Here is a 22,726-nt window from a genome sequence, read left to right on the forward strand (position 1 = left end):
GACGATAGGAACCCCCCATGACGCCGGCGTGACGGCCTCAGCCGAAACGGACGAGCGCATCGGCCGCGACCGCGCGCGTCGGCGCGCAGATAAGCGGATTGATCTCGACCTCGACGAGCCGGTGCGCCTCGGCCGCGACGAAGCGCTGAAGCGCCATCGCCGCGGCGAGGATCGAGGCCCGGCACGCGGACGGGCGGCCGCGATAGCCCGCGAGGAGCGGCGCGGCGCGCAACCCGTCGAGCGCCGCGGCGATCTCGTCCTCGCCGGAGGGGACCAGAAGGCTGGCGCTGTCGGCCAGAAGCTCGGTCAGCACCCCGCCGGCCGCGAGCGTCAGCACGAAACCATGCGCCGGATCGCGGGTGACACCGAGCAGGAGTTCCGCCACACCGTCCTCCACCATCTCCTCGACGAGAAAGCGCGCCCCCGGCATCCCCGCCGCCGCCCTTCGGGCCGCCTCGGGCGTGGAGAGGCCGAGCGCCACCGCGCCGGACTCGCTCTTGTGGGCGATACCGAGCGCCTTGACCGCCACGGGGCCGCCGAGCCGGCCGGCCGCCAGCCCCGCGGCGGCCGGACCCTCCACCGTCTCGCCCCGGGGCACCGGCACCCCGTGGGCGGCAAGCGCCGCCTTGGCCTTCGCCTCCGACAGAAGGCGCGGCGCCGCGCGCCCCGCACACGGGTGGAGCAGCGGCGCAGGCGCCACGGACGCGCCCGCGACGCGGGCGAATGCAGCGAGCGCCTCGAACGCCGGCTCGAGTCCCGCCATCGGCACGACGCCGCCCGCCATCAGCCGCGCTGCGACCGGTTCGGGCATGCCTTCGGGCAGGGTTGAGACCACGATGAGCGGACGCGCCACGCGCGCCCGCGCGGCGAGCGCCGCCTCGACGACGCAGTCCCAGCCCGCCGTCTCGCAGCGATCGGCGCGCGGGAAATCGGCGATGACGGCCATCGCGGCGAGGTGGGGGCCGTCCATCGCGGCGAAGGTGTCGGCCATGCGCCCGGCGTCGCCCCAGACATAGGTGTGGTAGTCGAGCGGGTTGGCCAGCGCCACCATCGGTCCCAACGCCGCGCGCAGCCGGGCGCGCTGCGGGTCCGTCAGCGCCGGGAAGGCCAGGCCCCGCGCAAGCCCCGCGTCGGCGGCGAGGCTCGCCTCGCCGCCCGAACTCGACAGCGCCGCAAGGCCGCCCCGGGCAAGACCGCCCGTCATGTGCCCGAGCTTCAGCGCCTCGAGGAAGCCCGGCAGGGTTTCGACCTCGGCAAACCCCAGCCGCGCGAAGAAGGCCCGCGCACCCGCCGCGTCGCCCGCGAAAGAGCCGGTGTGCGACAGGGTGGCGGCCCGCGCCTCGGTCGAGCGGCCGGCCTTCAGGACCACGACGGGCAGCCCCCGCGCCCGGATCCGGGCGGCGAGCGCCTCCCACGCGGCGATGTCGCGGACACCCTCGACATGCAGGCCGAGCGCCGTCACCCGCGGATCCGCCGCGAGCGCGTGCGCGATCTCGGCCAGGCCCGTCTGCGCCTGGTTGCCCGCGGTGACCGCGTAGGCCAGCGGCAGTGCCCGCGCCTGCATGGTAAGATTGATGGCGATGTTGGAGCTTTGCGTGACGATGGCGACGCCCGTCGGCACGCGCACCCCGCCATGCTGGTCCGGCCAGAGAAGCGCGCCGTCGAGGTAGTTCACGAAGCCGTAACAGTTGGGGCCGATGATCGGCATTGTGCCGGCCGCGTCGACGAGCGCCTGCTGCAAGCCGCCCGATCCCGTGCTTTCGGCCTCGGCCTCGGCGAAGCCCGAGGCGAAACAGACCGCCCCGCCGGCGCCTATCTCCGACAGGCCCCGCACCGCCGCGACGGTGGCGCCACGATTGATGGCGACGTAGGCCGCGTCGGGCGGGCCGGGCAGATCCTCGAGCCTGACGAATGTGCGGCGGCCGGAGATCTCGGGCGCCGTCGGGTGGATCGGCCAGACCTCGCCCGGAAAGCCCATGGCATCGAGCGCGGCCACCACCGCGCGCCCCCAGCCGCCGCCGATCACCGCGACCGAGCGCGGTCGGAGCAGACGGGAGAGGTCGCGCGGGCCGGCCGCCGCGGTCATGGGGGCGCTGCCCCCGTCGCGCGTGCCGCGCGACTCCCCCGGAGTATTTCTTCCCAAGAAGAAGGACCGGGCGGGCGCATGGCCGTCAGCTGCCGCGCGGCCGGAGAAGCTCCCGCCCGATGATGTGGCGCTGGATTTCCGACGTGCCGTCCCAGATCCGCTCCACCCGGGCGTCGCGCCAGAACCGCTCCAGCGGGTAGTCGTCCATGAGGCCCATGCCGCCGAAGACCTGGATCGCCATGTCCGTGACGCGGGCGAGCATCTCCGTGGCGTAGAGCTTGGCCGATGCGATTTCCCGCTTGGCGGGCAGATCCTGGTCGAGCCGCCATGCGGCGGCGAGCGTCAGCCAGTCCGCAGCGTCGATCTCGGTCACCGCGTCGGCGAGCTGGAAGGACACGCCCTGGAAGCGGCCGATCGTCTGCCCGAACTGCCGGCGCGCCGCGGCATGATCGAGCGCGAGGTCGAAGACGCGCCGGGCGCGGCCCACGGCCATCGCCGCGACGGTGATCCGGGTCGCGTAGAGCCATGTGTTCATGACCTCGAAGCCGCCGTCCACCTCGCCCAGGACCTGCGCGTCCGGCAGGCGGCAGTCGTCGAAGTCGAGGATGCAGTTCGCGTAGCCCCGGTGACTGACCGAGCGGTAGCCGTCGCGCACGGTGAAGCCCAGCGTGCCGCGGTCCACGAGGAAGGCGGTGATGCGCTTCTTCGGACCGTGGGGCGTGTCGTCCTCGCCGGTTGCGACGAAAACGATAAAGAAATCGGCATGATCCGCGCCGGAGATGAAGTGTTTCGTGCCGTTCACCACCCAATCGCCATCCACCCGCCGGGCGGTGCATTTCATGCCGCGGACGTCCGAGCCCGCCTCGGGCTCGGTCATGGCAAGCGCATCCATCCGGTCGCCCCGCACCGCGGGGAGGAGGTAGCGCTCACGCTGCTCTCCCTCGCACGCCATCAGAATATTCTGGGGGCGGCCGAAGAAATGGGTGAGCGCCATGGAGCCCCGGCCAAGCTCGCGCTCGACCAGCGCGAAGTCGAGATGCGAAAGCCCCGCGCCGCCGACCGTTTCGGGAAAGTTGCAGGCGTAGAAGCCCAGTTCGATGACCTTGCGCCGGATCTCCGCTGCGAGTTCCGGGGGCACGACCCCCGTGCGCTCCACCTCCGCCTCGTGGGGATGGATCTCGCGCTCCACGAAGCTGCGCACGGTGGCGACGATCATCTCCTGTTCTTCGCTCAGGCCCAGCTGCATGCGCTCATCCCCCCGCCCGGGCGGCGGCGAGCCGCGCGATGGCGGCGGCGACCTCGGGTTCGGGCGCGCAGGCGCGCCGTGTCGCGAGGTTGACGTGGATGAGCAGCTGGTCGCAGGTCGCCAGAAGCGCCGCGTCGGTCGCGCGCTTCATCTCGTGGAAGAGCCGCAGCTTCTTGCCTTCGCCCTGCGTGACGCGCGTTTCCACGGAAATCTCTTCGCCGGCAAGGGTTTCGGCAAGGTACCTTATGTCGGTTTCGACGGTGAAATAGCTGAGCCCGCGGGCGACGTAGGCCTCCATCGCACCGATGGCGGCGAGGACCGTTTCGGCCGCGTCGGAAAAGACCTGCCCGTAGCGCCCCTCGTTCATGTGCCCGTTGTAGTCGGTCCAGTCCACCGGGACGACCCGGCGCTGGGTCTCCATCAGGGCGCCGACCACGGGGGTGGGCCGCAGGCGCGCCTCGTGGTCGCCGACCACCCGGCCCGCCGCCGCGCCGCGCGCCTTCAGCGCCCGCAGGAGCGCCACGAGATTGTCGTCGCGCAGACGCGCCAGCTCCCCGATGGTCATGTGCCCCGATTGCGCGTCCGATTGCGTGGCGATCTCCTCCACCAGCGCATCGTCGAGCGCGGGCACGTCCATGAGCTTCGTCCATGGCCATTCGAGGGCCGGGCCGAACTGGGCCAGGAAATGCCGCATCCCCTGTTCGCCCCCGGCGAGGCGGTAGATCTCGAAAAGTCCCATCTGCGCCCAGCGAAGGCCGAAGCCCATCCGGATCGCGTCGTCGATCTCTGCGGTCGTGGCGATGCCGTCCTTCACCAGCCAGAGCGCCTCGCGCCACACGGCCTCGAGAAAGCGATCGGCGAGGTGAGCGTCGATCTCGCCGCGCACGCGCAGTGGCAACATGCCGACCGCGGAAAGGATTTCGGACGCTTTCTCAATGCTGTCCGGCTCGGCCTTCACGCCGCCCACGAGCTCGACCAGCGGCAGAAGGTAGACCGGGTTGAACGGATGGGCGACGAAGATGCGGCCGGGCCGGGCCGCCCCTTCCTGCAATTGGGAAGGCTTGAACCCGGAAGTGGAAGAGCCGATGAGCGCCGCCTCCGGCGCCGCCGCCTCGATCTCGCGGAAGACCCGGTGCTTCAGGTCGAGCCGTTCGGAGACGCTTTCCTGTATCCAGTCCGCATCCGCGACCGCCTCGGCGATGCGGCCCGCGAAATCGAGCCGGCCCTCGGCGGGCAGTGCCACATCGTAAAGCATCGGCAGCGCGCGCCGCGCCGCGGCGAGCCCCTCGGCGATCTTGCGCTCCGCGTCCGGGTCGGGGTCGAAGACGCGCACGTCCCATCCGTTGAGAAGAAAGCGCGCGGCCCAGCCAGAGCCGATGACGCCGCCGCCTATGATGGCCGCCGTTCCGGTCATCGCGCGAACGCCCCCGTCCCGTCGGCGCCGCGGGCGATCCGCGCCGCTCTAGCCGGCACCCTGGCACGCGCCGGGTGAGACGCGGCCCTCCGCGGGCCGAGGCCCCGCCCTCCGCATGCGCGGCATCGGGGCATTCGAGCGACGCGCTTCATGCCATGTCCTGCTTCTTGAGGCCGAGCTTTTCGCGCACCTCCGCGGGCGTCATCACCCGCGCGCCCAGCCCCTCGACGATGCCCACCGCCTTCTCGACGAGCTGGGCGTTGGTGGCGAGCACGCCCTTCTCGAGATAGAGATTGTCCTCCAGCCCGACGCGAACATGCCCGCCGGCGAGCACGGCGGCGGCGGCATAGGGCATCTGGTTGCGCCCCAGCGAGAAGGCCGAGAAGGTCCAGCCCTCGGGGATGTTGTTCACCATCGCCATCAGCGTGTTCAGATCGTCCGGCGCGCCCCAGGGCACGCCCATGCAGAGCTGCACCAGCACGTCGGGCGCGATCTTGCCGTCCGCGACGAGCTGTTTCGCATACCACAGATGGCCCGTGTCGAACGCCTCGATCTCGGGTTTCACGCCGAGATCGGTGATGCCCTTGCCCATCGCCTGGAGCATACCGGGCGTGTTGGTCATCACGTAGTCCTTTTCGGCGAAGTTCATCGTGCCGCAATCGAGCGTGCAGATCTCGGGGCGGCACTCGGCGATGTGGGCGAGGCGCTCGGAGGCGCCGGCCATGTCGGTCCCCCGGGCGAGCGGCAGGGGCGTCTCCGGGCCGCCGAAGACCAGATCGCCCCCCATGCCGGTGGTCAGGTTCAGCACCACGTCGGTGTCCGCGGCGCGGATGCGCTCGGTCAGCTCGCGGTAAAGGGCGAGGTCCCGGGCGGGCGCGCCGGTCTCGGGATCGCGGACGTGGCAGTGCACGATGGCGGCGCCGGCCTTCGCGGCGGCGATGGCGCTCTCGGCGATCTCGGCGGGTGAGCGCGGGACGTGCGGGCTCCGGTCATGGGTCGAGCCGGAGCCCGTGACGGCGCAGGTGACGAAAACCTCGCGGGACATTTCGAGCGGCATGGCATCCTCCGGGTTCAGTGCGATGCTAGGGTGCTGGCGCGGCATGCGTCCTTGCGGTATGCGACAATCATCATGCCGGAATGGACAGTCGGCGCGTCGCGCCCGGTCGAGATCGACCTCCTCGTCTTCGACCGCTTCTCGAACCTCTGCCTTGCCAACGCGATCGAACCGATGCGCGCGGCCAACACCTTCGCAGGGCGGGACGCCTATCGCTGGCGCTTCGTCACGATCGACGGCGCGCCAGTGACCAGTTCGAGCGGGCTGCGCATGATGCCCGACGCGGCCGCAAGCCCCCGCGCGGTGGATTACCTCTTCGTCCTGGCGAGCTACGCGCCCGAGCGGCTGGACACGCCGGCCACGCGCCGCGCGCTGCGCGCGGCTGCCGGGCGCGCGGGCGTGGTCGCGGGGCTCGACACGGGGCCCTGGCTCCTGGCGGCGGCAGGGCTGCTCGACGGGCGGCGCGCGACCGTGCACTGGGACGCGCTCGAAAGCTTCGCCGAACGCTTCCCGCGGGTGGAGGCGCTGCGGGCGCGCGTCGTCTCGGACGGGCGGCGGCTGACCTGCGCGGGCGCGATGTCGGCCTACGAGATGGCGCTGGCGTTGGTGCGCGCGCATCTGGGCGAGGCCCCGGCGCTCGAGATCGAGGGGCTTTTCCTCGCCCGCGAACGGCGCGACGCGGATGGCGCGCCGCCCGCGGGGCTTGTCGGTCGGGCGCTCGCCCTCATGCGCGACAATCTGGAGGCGCCCCTGCCGATAGAGCTGCTGGCGCGGCGGCTGGGCTGCCAGCGCCGCACGCTGGACCGGCGCTTCCACGCCGAGCTCGGCGCGGCGCCGGGCCGCGTCTACCGCCACCTTCGCCTCTCGGCGGCGCGGCAGATGGCAGAGGCGGGTGCCGCACCGGTAAGCGAGATCGCGCTGCGCTGCGGCTATGCCGACCCGGCCGCCCTCGCCCGCGCCTTCCGCGCGCGCTACGGCGAAAGCATCAGCGCACTTCGCCGCTAGCGTCGCCGTCGCCGGCCGGGCCCCGGAACCCGGTCGCGACCACGAATTTTTCCGAACTGTCCGCGCGCGAGGCGGGCGGCTTCACGTTGACCACCTTGTCGAAGCGCCGCTTGAGGAGCGCCTGAAGCCCCTGTTCCGCCCCGCCCGCGAGCACCTTGGCCACGAAGGTGCCGCCCTCCTCCAGCACGTCGAAGGCGAACTCGGCCGCCGCCTCGCAAAGCGCCACGATCCGCAGGTGATCGGTCTGCTTGTGCCCGGAGGCGGCGGCGGCCATGTCCGACATCACCACGTCGGCCTTGCCGCCGAGCCACGCCTTCACCCTGTCGTCGGCCCCCTCTTCCAGGAAGTCGAGCCGGTGCAGCTCGGCGCCCGGGATCGCGTCCACCTCCTGCAGGTCGATCCCAAGCACGCGCCCCCGCGCCTTGCCCGGCTTCTGGCCGAGCGCGTTCACGCGCGCGACGGCCACCTGGCTCCAGCCCCCAGGCGCGCAGCCGAGGTCCACGACCCGCGCCCCCGGAACGAGGAAGCGGTACTTGTCGTCAATCTCGCTGATCTTGTAAGCTGCGCGTCCGCGATACCCCTCGTCGCGGGCGCGCTTCACGTAAGGATCGTTGAGCTGGCGCTGAAGCCAGCGCGTGGAGGACAGCTTGCGCCCCCGCGCGGTCTTCACCTTCACGGTCAGGTCGCGCTGGCCGCGTCCGGATGTGCCCTTGCGTCGTGTCATGGCAGTCCTTCCATCCCTCGCCGGGTCCGGCGCCGCGAGAATTTTCGATCGAAAATTCTCGGTCCCCCGCACGCTCAGAAGGGGCCGTCCTCGAGCACCCCGTCGGCCGTCATCTGCGCGTAGAGCAGCCCCTCGCGCAAGCCCCGGTCGGCCACCGACAGGCGATCGGTCGGCCAGACGCGCAAGAGCGCCTGCAGGATCGCGGAGCCCGACATGATCAGCGCCTGACGGTCCTGCCCGATGCGCGGGTCGCGCCGGCGGCCCTCGGGGCCCATGGCGAGATAGTCGCGGATCACCCGGTCGATCTGGTCGGAGGTCATGCGCAGCCCGTCCACCTTGGTCCTGTCATAGCGCTTGAGTCCCAGATGGCTCGCCGCCACCGTGGTCACCGTGCCGGACGTGCCCACGATCTGGAATCCCTCGCGGGCCTGTTCGTCCTTGTAGGGCGCGAAATCGGCCAGGTTCTCCTCGAAGAACCAGCTCATCAGCGCATAGCGCGCCGCGTCGTCCTCCACGTCGCGGAACTGGTCGCGCAGCGTCGCCACGCCGAGGGGCACGCTGATCCAGTCCACCACCTTGGCCGCCGGGAACGGGCTGTCGGTGGGGTGGAAGCCCGCGTGCAGGCGCATGATCGCGCGCGGGCGCTCGCGGTTGGGCACCGACGAGAGGTCGATCCAGACAAGCTCGGTCGAGCCGCCGCCGATATCGACCACCAGAAGCTGCTCCGTCCGGGTCGAGACGAGCGGCGCGCAGGAGATCACGGCGAGCCGCGCCTCCTCCTCGGGCTGGATGATCTCGAGGGCGAGGCCCGTCTCGCGTTCGACCTGGCGCAGGAAATCGCGGGCGTTGCCCGCGCGCCGGCAGGCCTCTGTCGCGACGAGGCGCATCCGGCGGACCTTGTGGCGCTGGATCTTCTGCTGACAGATACGCAGCGCCTGCGTCGTGCGGCGCATCGAGCCACGACTGAGGTTGCCCGACCGCTCCAGCCCCATTCCGAGCTGGACGGTTTTCGAAAAACTGTCCACCACATGGAACTGGCTGCCCTTGGGCTGGGCAATCAGCATGCGGCAACTGTTGGTTCCCAGATCCAGCGCGGCGTAAAGCTCGGCGGGATCGGGCCGCGCGGGCGCGGGGCTTTCGACCGGAACTGGGACAGCGCCCGCACCCTTGGGACGCCTGGGCGCCATGTCACACGCCCTCCGATTTCAACTTGCTCCCAAGATACGGTGCGACGGCCGTTCCGGCAAGGTGTGCGCGCGCGGATTTCGCGCGCCACGCACGTCAAGGTTGTTGAATGCGCCTCATGCAGAAGCTGAGTAGAATTCCGGCGCCCGTCTGTGGCGCAGCGCGCGGCCCCGCCTTAGGCTGGTGCTGTCTTGCGATGCGACGCGGCCCTGTCGCTTCGCGCGGCGCAATTGTCGAAATCAAGCATCGGCGCCGGAGCTCGCTGCTCTAGAGAGGACCAACCGAAGCGAGGGAATCATCCATGCCGGACGTCACCATCGTCTATTGGCGCGACATACCCGCGCAGGTCATCGTGGGCAAAGGCCGGCGCGGATCAAAGAAGCCCCTGCCCGAGCGGTTCGAACAGGCGATCGACCGCGCGGCGATGAAGGTGGGGGCGGCGGACACCGACGCCTACCTGGCCGAGTGGCGCAAGGCCGCGCCCTACGAGGTCGAGGGCGATCCCGCCGAGGTGGCGGAAGCGGAGGCCGCGCGCCTCGACGCGGATTACGATCAGGAGCGGCTCCGGGCGCTCATCGCGAATGACGGCTGGGCCTGACGGCCCCATGCGTTTGAAGGAGACCATCATGGCGCTGTTGAAATTCGGCCAGCGGAAAACGGGCGCGCCCGGTCCCGCGCGCCCCGAGTTCGAGGCTTTCCTCGAGAACTACTCCATCGAGGTGATGCCGCGCACCGCCGAGAAGGTGGAGGATTTCCGCACCCTCCTGCCCGCGGGCACCCGGGTCTACATCGCCCATATCGAGGGCACGCCCATCGCCGACATGGTGGCCACCGCCGCGCGGCTGCGCGCCGAGGGCTACGAGCCGATGCCGCATTTCCCGGCGCGGATCATCAAGGACGCGGCCACGCTCGCGGACTGGATCGCCCGCTACCAGGGCGAGGCGGGCGTGCGCGAGGCGCTGCTGCTGGCAGGCGGGGTGGAAAAACCTCACGGCGATTACCACTGCTCCATGCAGCTCATGGAAAGCGGCCTGTTCGACAAGGCCGGCTTCCGCCGCCTGCATGTGGCCGGGCACCCCGAGGGCAACCGCGACATCGACCCCGCGGGCGGCAGCGCGACCGTGGACGCGTCGCTTCGCTGGAAACAGGACTTCTCCCGGCGCACCGACGCGGAGATGGCGATCGTCACGCAGTTCGCCTTCGACGCAGAGCCGCTGATCGCGTGGGCGGACCGGCTTCGCGCCGAAGGCATCACGCTGCCCATCCACATCGGCATCGCCGGGCCCGCGAAGCTGCAGACGCTCATCAAGTTCGCCGTGGCCTGCGGCGTCGGCCCCTCGCTCAAGGTGCTGCAGAAACGGGCGATGGACGTCTCGAAACTGCTGCTGCCCTACGAGCCGACCGAGGTTGTGGCCGAACTCGCCGCGCACAAGGCGCGCAATCCCGATTTCAACATCACCAACGTCCATTTCTTCCCGCTCGGCGGCATCAAGGCCAATGCCGAGTGGGCCCAGGCGCATGGCGGCGCCGCCGCCGCGCCCGCAACAGCAGCTTGAAAGGCATCACATGACCCGCACCGTCGTCGAGTCCAAGACCAAGACCGTCACCATCGGCTTGGACGAGCCGTTCTGCGTGATCGGCGAGCGCATCAACCCGACGGGCCGCAAGAAGCTCGCCGCCGAACTCGAGGCGGGCGACTTCTCCACCGTCGAGAAGGACGCGCTCGAGCAGGTGGCCTGCGGGGCGATGGTGCTCGACGTGAACGCGGGCGTCGTCTACAACTCGAACCCCAACCCCAACGAGACCGAGCCGCCGCTGATGCGGAAGATGATCGAGCTCGTGCAGGGGCTGGTGGACGTGCCGCTCTGCATCGACAGCTCGGTGCCCGCCGCGCTCGAGGCGGGGCTCGACGCGGCGGAGGGCCGCCCGCTTCTCAATTCCGTCACCGGCGAGGAGGAGCGCCTGGAGGCGATCCTGCCGCTCGTGAAGAAGTACAACATTCCCGTGGTCGCGATCTCGAACGACGACACGGGCATATCCGAGGATCCGGAGGTGCGCTTCGCGGTGGCGAAGAAGATCGTCGAGCGCGCGGCCGATCACGGCATTCCCGCCCACGACATCGTCGTGGATCCGCTCGTCATGCCCGTGGGCGCCATGGGGACGGCGGGGCGGCAGGTCTTCTCTCTCGTGCGGAAGCTGCGTGACGAGCTGGGCGTGAACACCACCTGCGGCGCCTCCAACATCTCTTTCGGCCTGCCGAACCGGCACGGGATCAACGCGGCCTTCCTGCCCATGGCGATCGCCTCGGGCATGACCTCGGCGATCATGAACCCGGTGCGCCAGGTCGAGATGGAGGCGATCAAGGCCGCGAACTTCCTGATGAACAACGACCCGAACGGCAGCGACTGGATCCGCTTCGCCCGCGTGCTCGAGGCCGTGCAGGGCGGCACGCCCTTCCCCGAGGCCGCCCGGGCGCAGGCCGCCGCGGGCGGTGGCGGACGCGGCGGGCGCCGGGGCGGACGCCGCCGCAGCGCCTGAGCGAAGGCTCTCCGGGCCGGGACGGTGCAGCCGACGCGCGGCACCGTCCCGGCCCGTCCGTTTGCCGGGTGCCGGGGCGCCTGCGCGCGCGTTCTACATGTGCACCACGCGATCGTAGGCGTCGAGCACGGATTCGTGCATCATCTCGCTGAGCGTCGGATGCGGGAAAACCGCCTGCATCAGCTCTGCCTCCGTCGTCTCCAGCGTGCGGCCCACGACGTAGCCCTGGATCAGCTCCGTCACCTCAGCGCCGATCATGTGCGCGCCCAGAAGCTCGCCCGTCGCAGCGTCGAAGATCGTCTTGACGAGGCCCTCTGGCTCGCCGAGCGCGATGGCCTTGCCGTTGCCAATGAACGGGAAGCGGCCCACCCTTATCTCGTGGCCGGCCGCCTTGGCCGCGGGCTCGGTCAGGCCCACGCTCGCCACCTGCGGGTGGCAGTAGGTGCAGCCCGCGATCTGCTCGGGGCGCACGGGATGGGGATCGCCGCCGGCGACGAGTTCGGCCACCATCACCCCCTCGTGGCTGGCCTTGTGGGCGAGCCATGGCGCGCCGGCGATGTCGCCGATGGCGTAGACGCCCTCGACCCCGGTGCGGCACATCGCATCCACCCTGATCTGCCCGCGCTCCACCGTGACGCCGGCCTCCTCGAGGCCGATCCCCTCGGTGTTGCCGACGATCCCCACGGCCGCGATCACGGTGTCGACCTCCAGCGTCTCGGTCTTGCCGTCGCTCTCGATATGGGCGGTCACCTTGTCCTTGCCGCGCTCGAGCTTCTTGACCACCGACGAGGGCCGGATGCTCATGCCCTGCTTTTCGAACGCTTTCCTCGCGAAGGCCGAGATTTCGGGATCCTCCACCGGCAGGATGCGGTCCTGAACCTCGACCACGGTCGTCTCGGCGCCCATGGTGTTGTAGAAGCTGGCGAACTCGATGCCGATCGCGCCCGACCCGATCACCAGAAGCTTCTTGGGCATGTGCGGCGGCTTGAGCGCGTGCTTGTAGGTCCAGACCCGCTCACCGTCGGCCTCGAGCCCGGGCAGCTCGCGCGCGCGGGCGCCGGTGGCCACGATCACGGCCTTCGCGGACAGGGTTTCCTCGCCCTTGTCGGTCTTCACCGCCACGCGGCCCTTGCCGGCAAGGCGGCCCTCGCCGCGCAGCACGGTGATCTTGTTCTTCTTCATCAGGTGATCGACACCGGACGAGAGTTGACCGGCCACCTTGCGCGAGCGGGCGATCACCTTGTCGAGCTCGAAGCCGAGATCCGCGGCCTTCAGGCCGAACTCGCCCGCGCGATGCATCAGGTGGAAGATCTCGGAGGTGCGCAGCAGCGCCTTGGTCGGGATGCAGCCCCAGTTGAGGCAGATGCCGCCCATGTGCTCGCGCTCGACGATGGCGACCCGGAGGCCGAGTTGCGCCCCCCTTATGGCGGCCACGTAGCCGCCGGGGCCCGCCCCGATCACCACCATGTCGAAACTCGATTCTGCCATGCCTGAAGCCTCCCGCGCGAAGATGGTTTGACGCTAAACCATCCGCCCGGGCGCTTCAACGCGCGCGGTGCGTCAGACCGCGACCTGCAACTCGCGCACCGCCGCGCCGTAGCCGCCCTCGTCGAGGAACGCGCGCTCGGGCGCCGTGTTCGCGCGGCCGAGCGCCGCGTTGCGGTAGGGAAAGCGGCCGAAGCGGCGGATCACTTCACGGTGCGCCTTGGCGTGCGTCAGATTGTCGGCGCCGGTTTCGGGCATGCGCTCGTGGATGAGGCGCACGCAGCGATCCTGGTCGCACAGGTTCTCCGAGTGCATGAGCGGAAGGTAGAAGAACTGCCGCGCCGGCTCGTCGATGCGCAGATCCCACTTGCGGTGGATCGCCGACTTCGCGGCGGCGAGCGCGGCACGGTCGGTGGCGAAGGCGCGCCCCTCGCCGCGGAACATGTTGCGCGGAAACTGATCGGTCAGGATGATGTAGGCCAGCGACCCCGCGGGATAGGTGAGCCACATCGCGAAACGGCCCTCGCAGGCGCCTTCCCAGAGCGGCAGGAACCGCCGACGGATCTCTTCGTCCAGCGCGTCGTCCGCCTTGTACCACCCATCCGGCCCGACCTCGTCCAGCCAGAAACTCAGAATACCGTCAACGTCACCCATGCGCCCTGTCTCCTCCGCAACTGGTCCTCCACCAGGTTTCCACAAGGTAATGCCCGGAGCATCGCGGTTTACAGTAACGAATTGCAACAGACCGCTTCAGCCTTGATCGAAGCGCATCAGGCCGCGTCCGATGTCGGGCCGCGCGCATCGGCTGCCGCGGTCTCTTCCTCGGCCTGGACCTCGATGGCGTATTCCTGCGCGAATTCGACCGCCACCGGGGTGGAGGTCGGCCCGACCGGCGCGTAGCTGGCCGCGTCCTCCGTCGCCGGGGTGGGGCGCTGCGTCATGCGATAGGCCGCGTAGATCGACAGCGCCGCGAAGAAGAAGGCGATCACCACGAAAAAACCCGCCGGCCCCTGGATGCGCATGATCTGCCCGGTGACCACCGGGCCGGCGATGGCGCCCAGCCCGTTGATGAACAACAGCCCGCCCGACGCCGAGGCCATGTCCTCGGGCTGGAGGAAGTCGTTCGTGTAGGCAATGAGAAGCGAGTAGAGCGGGTTCGACACGCCGCCGATCACGAAGGCCGCGACGAGCAGCACCTCGAAGACCTGCCCCGAGGCATAGCCCAACGCCGCGCCCACGGCGCCCACCGCCGAGCAGACCAGGATCAGCAGTCGACGGTCCATCCGGTCCGAAAGCCAGCCGAGCGGATACTGCACCACCAGCGAGCCCACGAAGAACATCGCCGCGAAGACAGAGATCTGGCCCAGGGAAAGCCCGGCGGCCGCGCCGTAGACGGCCGACATCCCGAACTGCGCCGCGAACACCGAACCCAGCAGCAGCATCCCCATCACGCCCAGCGGCGAAACCCCGTAAAGCGCGCGCAGGGTCATGGGCTTCGCGGTGTCGAAGGCGGGCGTGGGCGAGATCGACAGCAGGATCGGCGCGAACGAGATGGAGACCAGCACCGACGGGATCACGAAAAGCACGAAACCCGACGGATCCGCCACCACCAGAAGCCCCTGCGCGGTGATGATGCCCACCACCTGCACGATCATGTAGGCCGACAGCGTCTGGCCGCGGTTCTGGTTCGTGGCGGCATTGTTGAGCCAGCTTTCCGCGGTGACGTAGACCCCCGAAAGGCAGAACCCCACCAGCAGCCGCCCGATCGTCCAGAGCCACGGGTCGGTGAAGACCGGGAACAGGATCAGCACCGCCGAGACCATGGAAGCGAGCGCGGCGAAGACGCGCACATGGCCCACGCGCCGGATCATCTCGGGCGCGAGCCGCGAGCCGCCCAGGAAGCCCGCGAAATAGGCCGACATCACGATCGACATCTCGGCGGTCGAGAATCCCTCGATCTCGCCGCGCACGCCGAGCAGCGTGCCCTGAAGGCCGTTGCCGATCATCAGGAGGAACATGCCCAGAAGCAGGGCCCAGGAATTGCTCAGAACGCTCAGCATCGGCCCTCGACCCGCAAGAACGGTTTCACTCTGCACCCTCCGCGGCCCGGCGCGCTGTCCCGTCCGCGACCATGTCCTGTCGCGGCCCGCACGCCTTACAGCCTACCGCTCCGGGATCAAGAGCGATGCGTCGCCGTACGAGAAGAACCGGTACCCGGATTCGATTGCGTGAGCGTAAATCCGCCTTATGCGGTCCTGCCCCATCAGCGCCGAGACGAGCATCATCAAGGTGGACTGCGGCAGGTGGAAGTTGGTCATCAGCGCGTCGGTCGCGCGGAACGCGAAGCCGGGGTAGATGAAGATGTCGGTATCGCCGCGCCATGGCGCGATCTCGCCGCCCTGCGCCGCCGTCTCGATCAGGCGCAGCGCCGTGGTGCCCACCGGGATGATCCGCCCGCCCTCGGCCCGCGTCCGCGCCAGGTCCCGGGCGGCGTCCTCGCTCACCTCGCCCCATTCGGCGTGCATCCTGTGCCGGGTGACGTCATCCACCTTCACCGGCAGGAAGGTGCCCGCGCCCACATGCAGCGTCACATGGCTGAACGCGATCCCGGCCGCCTCGAGCGCGGCGAGAAGCGGCGCGTCGAAATGCAGGCTAGCCGTTGGCGCCGCGACCGCGCCGGGCCGACGTGCCCAGACCGTCTGGTAATCCTCCCGGTCCTGTTCGTCGGGCGCGCGCCGTTGCGCGATGTAGGGCGGCAATGGCATTGCCCCGGCCTCGGCCAGTGCAGCGTCGAAATCGTGGCCCGTCAGGTTGAATTCGAGGATCGCGCGATCCTCTTCGCGGCCCTGCATCCGCGCCGAGAGCGTGTCGGAGAAGCGCACCGTCTCGCCCGGCGCGAGTTTCTTCAAGGGCTTCACGAGCGCGCTCCACAGGCCGCCGGGCCGCGGTTCGAGCAGCGTCACCTCGATCGCCGCCTCGGTCCGGCCCGCCCCGCCGTCGCGCCGCCGCACACCCGAAAGCCGCGCCGGGATCACCCGGGTGTCGTTCAGCACCAGCCGGTCCCCCGGGCGCAGGAAGCCCGGCAGATCGCGCACGATCGCGTCGGTGATGCGGTCGCCTTCGGCCACGAGCAGCCTGGCGGACGAGCGCGGGCGGGCGGGCCGCGTCGCGATCAGGTGGTCGGGCAGGTCGAAATCGAAATCGCTGAGCTGCATCTGCGGGGCTCCTCGGGCCGGTCACTGCGAAAGCTGGGGCGGCGGACGGCGGAATATCTCGCGGAACATCCCCGGTGTCAGCGCCGAAAGCGGATTGACGGCCACGCGCGGCGCGCGCGCGTCGCCGGTGATCTGGAAGTTGAAGCCGATGAGGCCCTCGCCACGGCGGGTGAGCGGCGCGCCCACCACGTTGACGAGGTAGACCGGCGACAGCACGCCCTGCATGTCGAGCCGGCGCGACGCGCGCCCGTAATAGCCGTCGAGCGACACGCCCATCGACGGCCCCACGGCCGAGGCCCGGCTCACGATCACCCGATCCGGCGTGAGGCGGAACCGTGCCTCCACATCCGAGAAGTAGATCCCCTGCCCGCCCATCTGTTCCAGCAATCCGACGATGCTGAGCGCGTTCAGAAGCTCGGCCATCACCGGCGCATCGCGAAGCCGGACATCGGTGACCGACAGGAAGCCGTCCTGGGAGCCCCGCCGCGGACCGGGCTCCAGCGCCAGCGTCATCGCCCCGCCCGAGGCCTGCCGCAGAAGTCCCGCGGCGCGGAAGACCCCGCCTGCGTCTTCCGACGCGAGGCGCAGAGCCGGGCGCCCGCCCGCCCGCGGGATCAGTTCGCCGCGGATCGGCGCCTGTCCGCCCACATCGGCGGTGAAGGCCCCCGCGATCCCCTCCCCGGTGCTGAAGCGGCCGCGAAACCCCTCCAGCACGATCCGGTCGGTCAGCGCGACCCGGTCGAGGGCCGCCACGATCAGACCGCCCGCGGCACCGCCCGCCCCTGCCGCGCCGAGCTCCGGCATGGCCGCCATGTCGAGGCGGCCTCCGTTCAGCGCGACCTCGGGCGGCATGCCGGGCCCGCGCCCGGTCAGCGTGACCTGCGTGTCGAGCCAGGCACCCACGCGCACCCGCTCGAAGACCGCTTGCGCAAGACCGCCCTCGTCCCGCAAGTCGATCCGGCCCGCGGCATCGAGTCCCGGAAGCTCGAGCCTCAGCCGGTCGATGCGCGGCGCGCGCCCCGGGGCGCCCGAAACGCCCGCGACCTCCAGACGGCCGCGCGCGTCCGGGCCCTTCGTCCAGCCGATCGCCGGCAACGCCGCGCCGAGGCCCCGAAGGTCGGACCGCAGCGTGAAGCTGGGCGGGCCTCCGGGCGGCAGCACGACGTCGAGCGCGGCACGCGCCGCACCCGAAACCCCGTCCGGCGGAAGACCCGGCGCGAACACCTCCGCGAAGCGGCGGCCGAGTTCCACCTCGCCGCTCAGCCGACTGCCCTGGCCCGGACCGCCCTCGCCGAGCGGAGCGCGCCACTCCGCGTCGAAGGGCACGCCGTCGATCCGGCCCGCGCCGGATATGACGAGCGCCTCGCGACCGACGGCCAGATCGAGCGCCGGCGCCTCGAGGTGCCGGCCCGGCACGACCGACGTGCTCTCGACGCCGAGAAGCTGCCCCGCGAAGGCAAAATCGATCGCGTCGCGGGGGATGTCGGGCCTCATCGGCAGCGTCACCCGGCCTTCGAGCCGCACCCGCCCCTTCGCCAGATCGGTGCCGCGCCCGGCCTTTTCCAGAAAGCGGAAGGGCGCCTGATCGAGAAGCCAGAGCGCGTCCGGGATCGGGGCGCGGGCCTCGAGCCCGATCTCGGCGCGTGCCGGGCGCGTCCGGAGATCGGGAATGACGAAGGTGGACCCGGCAAGGTCGACCGTGCCGCCCCCGGCCGTGGCCACGCGCCCGGTCTCCACGGCGATGGCAAGGCGGTCGCCGTCGATCGTCAGGTGGCCCCGCCCGTTCTCGACGGGCGGCAAGCCGCGCAGCACGCGGACGCGGGCACCGTCGAGCCCCGCCGTCACATGGACCCGCGGCGGCGCGCCGGGCGCGATGCGCAGCGCCGCGGCGGGCCGCACCAGCCGACCGCCAAGCACGTTGCGCGCGACCCAGCGGCGGGTGTTGGGGTTTTGCCCCGGCGGCCACCACGCGACGACCTGCTCCGGCGACACCATCTCGGCCGATGCGTCGAGCGCGACGCGCCAGCCCTCGGGGTGCGCCGACGCACGACCCGAGAGCCGCAGCGGCAGGTCGGGGTCGTCGAGAACCATCTGGCCCAGCGTGACCTCGAACGGGTCGAGCCGGATCTTCACGTCGGCACTGGCCCGCTCGACGGTGACGAGGCCGTCGTAGAGATCAGCCGCGGCCGCGCTCATGTCGGCCACCCTGATCTGCGCCACCAGTTCGGTGGGCCAGCCCGTCTCCAACCCTTTCAGAAGCGCGCGGCCCTCGGCCCGCGCGCTGATCCAGGCGCTGTCCACCCTGATCTCGTCGAAGGTGATCGTTGCCGCGCGGGGATCGTAGGTGAAGTAGCTGCGCGCCGACCGGAACGGGACGGGCTGGGTGCCCGGCGAGGGTTGCAGCACGCCTTCGGAGATCTGGAGCGTGGCATGCAGCGGACCGAGCGCGCCGTGGCCATCCACCGCCCCGCGCAGCGCCCCCGAGATCGGCGCGCGCAGCACCTCGAGCCAGGCGAGCGCGGGCGACTGGGTGGCGATATCCGTCGCACTCATCCCGTCGAAGGTGACGCCGAACGCGATATCCCGGGCGCCGATCGGACTTTCGGCGTTGAGCGCGATCCGCGCGGCCCTGTCATGGCCCGAGAGCAGCGCGAAATCGCCCGACAGCCGCAGCGCGCCCTCCTGCCGCTCGATGCGGAGCCGCCCGCCATCCGCGGTCCAGGCCCGACCGGCCCGGGCGTCCTCGTAGCGCAGCGTGACGGCGCGCGCCTCCACCGAACCGAGGCGGGCGAATTGCGGGCGCAGCGCGACCTCGTCGATCCGTGCGACGAGGTCGCGCAACTCTCTCGTCCCGGCCGCGCGCGGCGTGCCGATGGCGAGATCGAGCCGACCGGACCGGTCGCGTCGGACCGTCAGGATCGCCCCCGCGACACGCAGCGCGCTCGGCTCCAACCGACCGGAGAGGATCGGCCGCAGCGCGAGCGTCGCGTCCAGTTCGCTGATCGTCGCGGCCTCCGTGCCCGAGGCATCGGCAAGCGACACCCGGCGCAGGCCAAGGACCGGCTGCCCCTCCGGCCCGAGCCTCAGGGTCAGCGCGCCGAACTCCACGTCGAGGCCCGGGGCCAGCGCCTGAAGCCGCGCCTCGACCCGGGTCACGAGCCAGTCTGGCGCCGCCACGCCGCGCCCCCCGAGCGACAGCGCCGCGGCGGCGAGGCCCGCGAGCGCGAGGGCGAGGGCGACAAGGCCCCAGAGCCCCGCGCGCCGGCGCCCCGCAGAGGGGACGCCGGCCCTCCCGTCGGTGCCGGGGCCGCTCATCGCCGTTTCCGCCTCATCGGTTTGATTGTCATGGCCGTATCCTAATATGAAATATCCAAGGCCGCAGCCAGAGGAGCGCCAGAGCATGCCCGACACCCCCGCAACCGCCCCCGATTTCACTCTTCCCGCCAGCGTCGGAGGTGAGGTGACGCTCTCCGCGCTGCGCGGCGCGCCGGTCGTGCTGTTCTTCTACCCGCGCGACGACACCTCGGGCTGCACCAAGGAGGCGGTCGCCTTCACCGGCTTGAAGGACGCGTTCGAGGCCGCGGGCGTGAAGGTGTTCGGCATCTCCAAGGACAGCCTGGCCAGCCACGACAAGTTCGCCGCCAAGCACGATCTCGACGTCGGGCTTCTCTCGGACGAGAGGTCCGACGTCTGCGAAAGCTTTGGCGTGTGGAAGGAAAAGAAGATGTACGGCAAGACCTTCTGGGGGATCGAGCGCTCCACCTTCCTGATCGACGCCGAGGGGCGGATCGCGCGGGAATGGCGCAAGGTCAAGGTGCCGGGCCACGCCGAGGAGGTTCTCGAGGCCGCGAAGGCACTGTGAGCGCGACGCTGACCGGCATGGCGGTCGAGGTGCTCTCGACCGCTGACGCGCGGGCGAAAACGGCGCTGTCGCGCGCCCACGCCGCGCGCTGGTTCGAGGCGCGGGCGGCGGGCACGCCGCTGCCTCTCGGCGATGCGCGCCCGCCGCTCCGCCCGGCGCGGCCCGACCGGCCCGAGCTTCTCGACCCGCGCGCCGTGCCCAAGCGCAAGCCCGGCTCGCCCGAGGGGCGCAAGGCGCTTTTGCACGCGGTCGCGCATATCGAACTCAACGCGGTGGACCTGCACTGGGACATCGTGGCGCGTTTCGCCGACGTGCCGATGCCGCCCGGCTTCTACGACGACTGGGTGAAGGCGGCGGACGAGGAATCCAAGCATTTCAATCTCGTCGCCGATTGTCTTGAAGCCATGGGCAGCCATTACGGCGCCCTGCCCGCCCATGCGGGGATGTGGCGCGCCGCCGAGGACACCCGCGACGACCTGATGGGCCGCCTCGCCGTGGTGCCCATGGTGCTGGAGGCACGCGGCCTCGACGTGACACCGGGGATGATCGACGTGTTTCAGCGCGCGGAAGCGAAACAGGCGGTTGCCGCTTTGGAAACGATCTATGCCGAGGAGGAGGCGCATGTCGCCTACGGCTCGAAGTGGTTCCACTTCCTCTGCGGACGCGAGAACGCCGACCCCAAGGATGTCTTTCACGCGCTCGTCGCGCGGTACTTCAAGGGCGCGCTGAAGCCGCCCTTCAACGAGGAAAAGCGCGCCGAGGCGGGCTTGCCGCCGGACTTCTACTGGCCGCTGGCATCCGCGCAACGCTGAGGCCCGCGCGCGGCGTTTTCGCGCGACTCGGCGGAATCTTGCCGGTTTCGCGTGATTCGGAGCGCATCCGCGACGGGAACGCCCAAAAAGGTTGTCAGCCTTCGACCTCGCCGCTAAGCCATTCGCCAAGGCGCCGGACCGGGGATCCGAGCGTCGGCATTGGGACAGGCAGGAAAAGGGGCGGGCTTCGTGCGATCGCGTCTTCTGATCAGGATCAACGCGTTCCTGGAACGTTTTTTCCCCGAGCGGCGGCTCTTTCTGAAATCCGACGACGACATGCGGTTCATCCGGCTCAGGCCGGCGACGCAGGCGGTGGCCTTCTCGGGCGCGACGCTCGTGGTGGCATGGGCCATCATCGCCACGTCGGTCCTTCTGATGGACAGCATTGGCGCGGGGAATTTCCGCGACCAGGCCAGACGCGACATGGAAACGTACCAGCATCGCCTGAACGAGCTTTCGTCAGAGCGCGACGCGCGCGCCGCGGAGGCGCTGGCCGCACAGGAACGGTTCAACACCGCGCTCGAGGAGGTCTCGGTCATGCAGTCGCGGCTGCTGGCTTCCGAGACCCGCCGGCGCGAAATGGAAACCGGGCTCGAGGTGATCCAGGGCAAGCTGCGCACCGCCCTCAAGGAGCGCGAGCGTGTCCGCAAGGAGGTCGCCACGCTGCGCGCCGCGCTCGAGGGCGGCGTCGAGGGCTTGGGGGATGGCGGCGACAGCGAAGCGGTGGCCATGCTCACCCGCGCCCTGTCGGAAACCGCCGCCGAGCGCGACAAGGTGGTGGCCGATGCGCAGGATGCGCTTTTGCAAGCGGATCGCATGGCCGAACGCATCCGCCGGATGCAGGACCAGAATTCCGAGATCTTCCGCCAGCTCGAGGAGGCGATGACCGTCTCGGTGGAGCCGCTGGACAAGATGTTCGAACGCGCGGGCCTCGACGCCGACCGCCTGATCGACGAGGTGCGCCGCGGCTATTCGGGCCTCGGGGGGCCGATCACGCCGCTGTCCTTCTCGACCCGCGGAGAGGCGCCGCACCCCGACGCGGAGCGTGCCAACCGCATCCTGAACCGTCTCGACGAGCTCAACCTTTACCGCATCGCGGCCCAGAAGGCGCCCTTCGCCATGCCGGTGAAGGACAGCGTGCGTTTCACCAGCGGCTTCGGGATGCGCTGGGGGCGGATGCACAACGGCACCGATTTCGCCGGCCCCCACGGCACCGCGATCTATTCGACCGCGGACGGCGTCGTCACCCATGCCGGCTGGTTGTCGGGCTACGGGCGGCTGGTGAAGATCCAGCACCAGTTCGGGATCGAGACGCGCTACGCGCATCTGTCGCGTATCCGCGTGGAAGTCGGTCAAAGGGTATCGCGCGGCACGAGGATCGGTGATATGGGGAACAGCGGACGCTCCACGGGCACGCACCTCCACTACGAGGTCCGCGTCGGCGAGAAGCCCGTCAACCCCATGACCTACATCAAGGCTGCCAACGATGTTTTCTAAGAGCAAGATCAACGATCCCGGCCCCAAGGCGGATACCGCCGCGCCGCAGGCCACGGCAGATACAGCCCCCGCCGCGAAGCAGGGGGATTACAAGGCGCCGCCGCATAAGGCGAAACCCCCCGCATCGCTGCTGTCCTCGGATCTGCACATCACCGGCAACGTCAAGACGACCGGCGATATCCAGGTCGAGGGGACTGTCGAGGGCGATATTCGCGCCCACCTGCTGACCATCGGCGAAAGCGCCACCATCAAGGGCGAAGTGACCGCCGACGACGTGGTCATCAACGGGCGGATCGTCGGACGGGTGCGTGGCCTGAAGGTGCGTCTTACCTCCACCGCGCGGGTCGAGGGCGACATCATCCACAAGACGATCGCGATCGAGTCCGGCGCCCATTTCGAGGGCTCGGTGCAGCGTCAGGACGATCCCCTGAACGGTGGCTCCAAGGCGAAAGCGCAGCAACAGCCGCAGACGCAGGCCCAGCCGGCCGAGGGCGCGGCGAGCCAGCAGCCGAGCGCCCAGGCCACCGCACGCCAGAACCAGCGCGCCTGAGCGGGCGGCCGGGCGCCCGCGCCCGGGCCCCGGCGGGTCTCGGACACGGTCCG

The 22,726-nt window shown here is 70.4% G+C and carries 19 protein-coding genes; 8 read left to right on the forward strand and 11 right to left on the reverse strand.

What is annotated here, in order from left to right; translation table 11 throughout:
- Positions 1-37 precede the first annotated feature (37 nt).
- The 4 genes from AB6A65_RS11570 to AB6A65_RS11585 all read right to left on the reverse strand — a co-directional run bounded on the left by AB6A65_RS11570 (position 38) and on the right by AB6A65_RS11585 (position 5,803).
- Positions 38-2,086, reverse strand: a complete 2,049-nt coding sequence (locus AB6A65_RS11570) for an acetate--CoA ligase family protein (protein WP_371038543.1) — start codon at positions 2,084-2,086, stop codon at positions 38-40.
- A gap of 85 nt (positions 2,087-2,171) precedes the next feature.
- Positions 2,172-3,332 carry an acyl-CoA dehydrogenase family protein gene (locus AB6A65_RS11575; protein WP_371038544.1) on the reverse strand — a complete coding sequence of 387 codons (1,161 nt, stop codon included), beginning with the start codon at positions 3,330-3,332 and terminating at the stop codon, positions 2,172-2,174.
- Positions 3,333-3,336: 4 nt separating this feature from the next.
- Positions 3,337-4,746, reverse strand: coding sequence for a carnitine 3-dehydrogenase (locus AB6A65_RS11580; RefSeq protein WP_371038545.1), 1,410 nt, complete (start codon positions 4,744-4,746; stop codon positions 3,337-3,339).
- Between the two features lie 148 nt (positions 4,747-4,894).
- Positions 4,895-5,803, reverse strand: a complete 909-nt coding sequence (locus AB6A65_RS11585; protein ID WP_371038546.1) for a 3-keto-5-aminohexanoate cleavage protein — start codon at positions 5,801-5,803, stop codon at positions 4,895-4,897.
- A gap of 72 nt (positions 5,804-5,875) precedes the next feature.
- On the opposite strand from AB6A65_RS11585, the gene AB6A65_RS11590 reads away from it, so the two are divergent.
- On the forward strand, positions 5,876-6,805 hold the full coding sequence (locus tag AB6A65_RS11590) for a GlxA family transcriptional regulator (protein ID WP_371038547.1): 930 nt from the start codon (positions 5,876-5,878) through the stop codon (positions 6,803-6,805).
- Here the strand turns inward: AB6A65_RS11590 and AB6A65_RS11595 are convergent.
- Positions 6,786-7,529 carry an RlmE family RNA methyltransferase gene (locus tag AB6A65_RS11595; RefSeq protein ID WP_371038548.1) on the reverse strand — a complete coding sequence of 248 codons (744 nt, stop codon included), beginning with the start codon at positions 7,527-7,529 and terminating at the stop codon, positions 6,786-6,788. The two genes, AB6A65_RS11590 and AB6A65_RS11595, sit on opposite strands and share 20 nt — an antisense overlap.
- Positions 7,530-7,603: 74 nt before the next feature.
- Positions 7,604-8,716 (reverse strand): Ppx/GppA phosphatase family protein, encoded by a 1,113-nt coding sequence (locus tag AB6A65_RS11600; RefSeq protein ID WP_371038549.1) that lies wholly within the window; start codon positions 8,714-8,716, stop codon positions 7,604-7,606.
- 299 nt (positions 8,717-9,015) lie between these two features.
- Between AB6A65_RS11600 and AB6A65_RS11605 the strand changes: the two genes are divergently transcribed.
- Genes AB6A65_RS11605 through AB6A65_RS11615 form a run of 3 tightly spaced genes read left to right on the forward strand, consistent with a single transcriptional unit; the run spans position 9,016 to position 11,252 of the window.
- Positions 9,016-9,312, forward strand: a complete 297-nt coding sequence (locus tag AB6A65_RS11605) for a virulence factor (protein WP_371038550.1) — start codon at positions 9,016-9,018, stop codon at positions 9,310-9,312.
- 28 nt (positions 9,313-9,340) lie between these two features.
- Entirely contained in the window at positions 9,341-10,270 is a 930-nt protein-coding gene (locus AB6A65_RS11610; RefSeq protein WP_371038551.1) for a methylenetetrahydrofolate reductase, read from the forward strand.
- A 10-nt stretch (positions 10,271-10,280) separates the two neighbouring features.
- Positions 10,281-11,252 carry a methyltetrahydrofolate cobalamin methyltransferase gene (locus tag AB6A65_RS11615; RefSeq protein WP_371038552.1) on the forward strand — a complete coding sequence of 324 codons (972 nt, stop codon included), beginning with the start codon at positions 10,281-10,283 and terminating at the stop codon, positions 11,250-11,252.
- Between the two features lie 93 nt (positions 11,253-11,345).
- Here AB6A65_RS11615 and lpdA read toward each other — a convergent pair whose 3' ends face one another.
- The 5 genes from lpdA to AB6A65_RS11640 all read right to left on the reverse strand — a co-directional run bounded on the left by lpdA (position 11,346) and on the right by AB6A65_RS11640 (position 19,267).
- On the reverse strand, positions 11,346-12,740 hold the full coding sequence (lpdA, locus tag AB6A65_RS11620; protein ID WP_371038553.1) for a dihydrolipoyl dehydrogenase: 1,395 nt from the start codon (positions 12,738-12,740) through the stop codon (positions 11,346-11,348).
- A 72-nt stretch (positions 12,741-12,812) separates the two neighbouring features.
- On the reverse strand, positions 12,813-13,391 hold the full coding sequence (locus AB6A65_RS11625; protein WP_371038554.1) for a DUF924 family protein: 579 nt from the start codon (positions 13,389-13,391) through the stop codon (positions 12,813-12,815).
- Between the two features lie 116 nt (positions 13,392-13,507).
- On the reverse strand, positions 13,508-14,797 hold the full coding sequence (locus AB6A65_RS11630; protein ID WP_371038555.1) for an MFS transporter: 1,290 nt from the start codon (positions 14,795-14,797) through the stop codon (positions 13,508-13,510).
- 102 nt (positions 14,798-14,899) lie between these two features.
- A complete protein-coding gene (queA, locus tag AB6A65_RS11635) occupies positions 14,900-15,952 on the reverse strand; it encodes a tRNA preQ1(34) S-adenosylmethionine ribosyltransferase-isomerase QueA (protein ID WP_371038556.1) in 1,053 nt (350 codons plus the stop codon).
- Positions 15,953-15,973: 21 nt separating this feature from the next.
- Complete coding sequence (locus AB6A65_RS11640) at positions 15,974-19,267, reverse strand: DUF3971 domain-containing protein (protein ID WP_371038557.1); 3,294 nt, start codon at positions 19,265-19,267, stop codon at positions 15,974-15,976.
- A gap of 85 nt (positions 19,268-19,352) precedes the next feature.
- Between AB6A65_RS11640 and AB6A65_RS11645 the strand changes: the two genes are divergently transcribed.
- The 4 genes from AB6A65_RS11645 (at position 19,353) to AB6A65_RS11660 (ending at position 22,673) form a co-directional block, all read left to right on the forward strand.
- On the forward strand, positions 19,353-19,814 hold the full coding sequence (locus tag AB6A65_RS11645; protein WP_371038558.1) for a peroxiredoxin: 462 nt from the start codon (positions 19,353-19,355) through the stop codon (positions 19,812-19,814).
- 17 nt (positions 19,815-19,831) lie between these two features.
- Positions 19,832-20,626 carry a ferritin-like domain-containing protein gene (locus AB6A65_RS11650; RefSeq protein WP_371038645.1) on the forward strand — a complete coding sequence of 265 codons (795 nt, stop codon included), beginning with the start codon at positions 19,832-19,834 and terminating at the stop codon, positions 20,624-20,626.
- Between the two features lie 189 nt (positions 20,627-20,815).
- Complete coding sequence (locus AB6A65_RS11655; protein ID WP_371038559.1) at positions 20,816-22,123, forward strand: DUF5930 domain-containing protein; 1,308 nt, start codon at positions 20,816-20,818, stop codon at positions 22,121-22,123.
- A complete protein-coding gene (locus AB6A65_RS11660) occupies positions 22,113-22,673 on the forward strand; it encodes a polymer-forming cytoskeletal protein (protein ID WP_371038560.1) in 561 nt (186 codons plus the stop codon). Before AB6A65_RS11655 ends, AB6A65_RS11660 begins: the two co-directional genes overlap by 11 nt.
- Positions 22,674-22,726: the final 53 nt, after the last annotated feature.

Origin of the sequence: Rhodosalinus sp. FB01 (genome assembly GCF_041365715.1) — a bacterium.
GTDB lineage: Bacteria > Pseudomonadota > Alphaproteobacteria > Rhodobacterales > Rhodobacteraceae > Rhodosalinus.

Excerpts from the sequence above, each read along its gene's own strand:
- AB6A65_RS11625 (WP_371038554.1), bottom strand. The coding sequence starts at position 13,391 with ATGGGTGACGTTGACGGTATTCTGAGTTTCTGGCTGGACGAGGTCGGG.
- AB6A65_RS11645 (WP_371038558.1), top strand. The coding sequence starts at position 19,353 with ATGCCCGACACCCCCGCAACCGCCCCCGATTTCACTCTTCCCGCCAGC.
- AB6A65_RS11660 (WP_371038560.1), top strand. The coding sequence starts at position 22,113 with ATGTTTTCTAAGAGCAAGATCAACGATCCCGGCCCCAAGGCGGATACC.
- queA (WP_371038556.1), bottom strand. The coding sequence starts at position 15,952 with ATGCAGCTCAGCGATTTCGATTTCGACCTGCCCGACCACCTGATCGCG.
- AB6A65_RS11610 (WP_371038551.1), top strand. The coding sequence starts at position 9,341 with ATGGCGCTGTTGAAATTCGGCCAGCGGAAAACGGGCGCGCCCGGTCCC.
- AB6A65_RS11615 (WP_371038552.1), top strand. The coding sequence starts at position 10,281 with ATGACCCGCACCGTCGTCGAGTCCAAGACCAAGACCGTCACCATCGGC.
- AB6A65_RS11630 (WP_371038555.1), bottom strand. The coding sequence starts at position 14,797 with ATGCTGAGCGTTCTGAGCAATTCCTGGGCCCTGCTTCTGGGCATGTTC.
- AB6A65_RS11585 (WP_371038546.1), bottom strand. The coding sequence starts at position 5,803 with ATGCCGCTCGAAATGTCCCGCGAGGTTTTCGTCACCTGCGCCGTCACG.
- AB6A65_RS11640 (WP_371038557.1), bottom strand. The coding sequence starts at position 19,267 with ATGAGCGGCCCCGGCACCGACGGGAGGGCCGGCGTCCCCTCTGCGGGG.
- AB6A65_RS11595 (WP_371038548.1), bottom strand. The coding sequence starts at position 7,529 with ATGACACGACGCAAGGGCACATCCGGACGCGGCCAGCGCGACCTGACC.
- AB6A65_RS11590 (WP_371038547.1), top strand. The coding sequence starts at position 5,876 with ATGCCGGAATGGACAGTCGGCGCGTCGCGCCCGGTCGAGATCGACCTC.
- AB6A65_RS11570 (WP_371038543.1), bottom strand. The coding sequence starts at position 2,086 with ATGACCGCGGCGGCCGGCCCGCGCGACCTCTCCCGTCTGCTCCGACCG.
- AB6A65_RS11600 (WP_371038549.1), bottom strand. The coding sequence starts at position 8,716 with ATGGCGCCCAGGCGTCCCAAGGGTGCGGGCGCTGTCCCAGTTCCGGTC.
- AB6A65_RS11650 (WP_371038645.1), top strand. The coding sequence starts at position 19,832 with ATGGCGGTCGAGGTGCTCTCGACCGCTGACGCGCGGGCGAAAACGGCG.
- AB6A65_RS11575 (WP_371038544.1), bottom strand. The coding sequence starts at position 3,332 with ATGCAGCTGGGCCTGAGCGAAGAACAGGAGATGATCGTCGCCACCGTG.
- lpdA (WP_371038553.1), bottom strand. The coding sequence starts at position 12,740 with ATGGCAGAATCGAGTTTCGACATGGTGGTGATCGGGGCGGGCCCCGGC.
- AB6A65_RS11580 (WP_371038545.1), bottom strand. The coding sequence starts at position 4,746 with ATGACCGGAACGGCGGCCATCATAGGCGGCGGCGTCATCGGCTCTGGC.
- AB6A65_RS11605 (WP_371038550.1), top strand. The coding sequence starts at position 9,016 with ATGCCGGACGTCACCATCGTCTATTGGCGCGACATACCCGCGCAGGTC.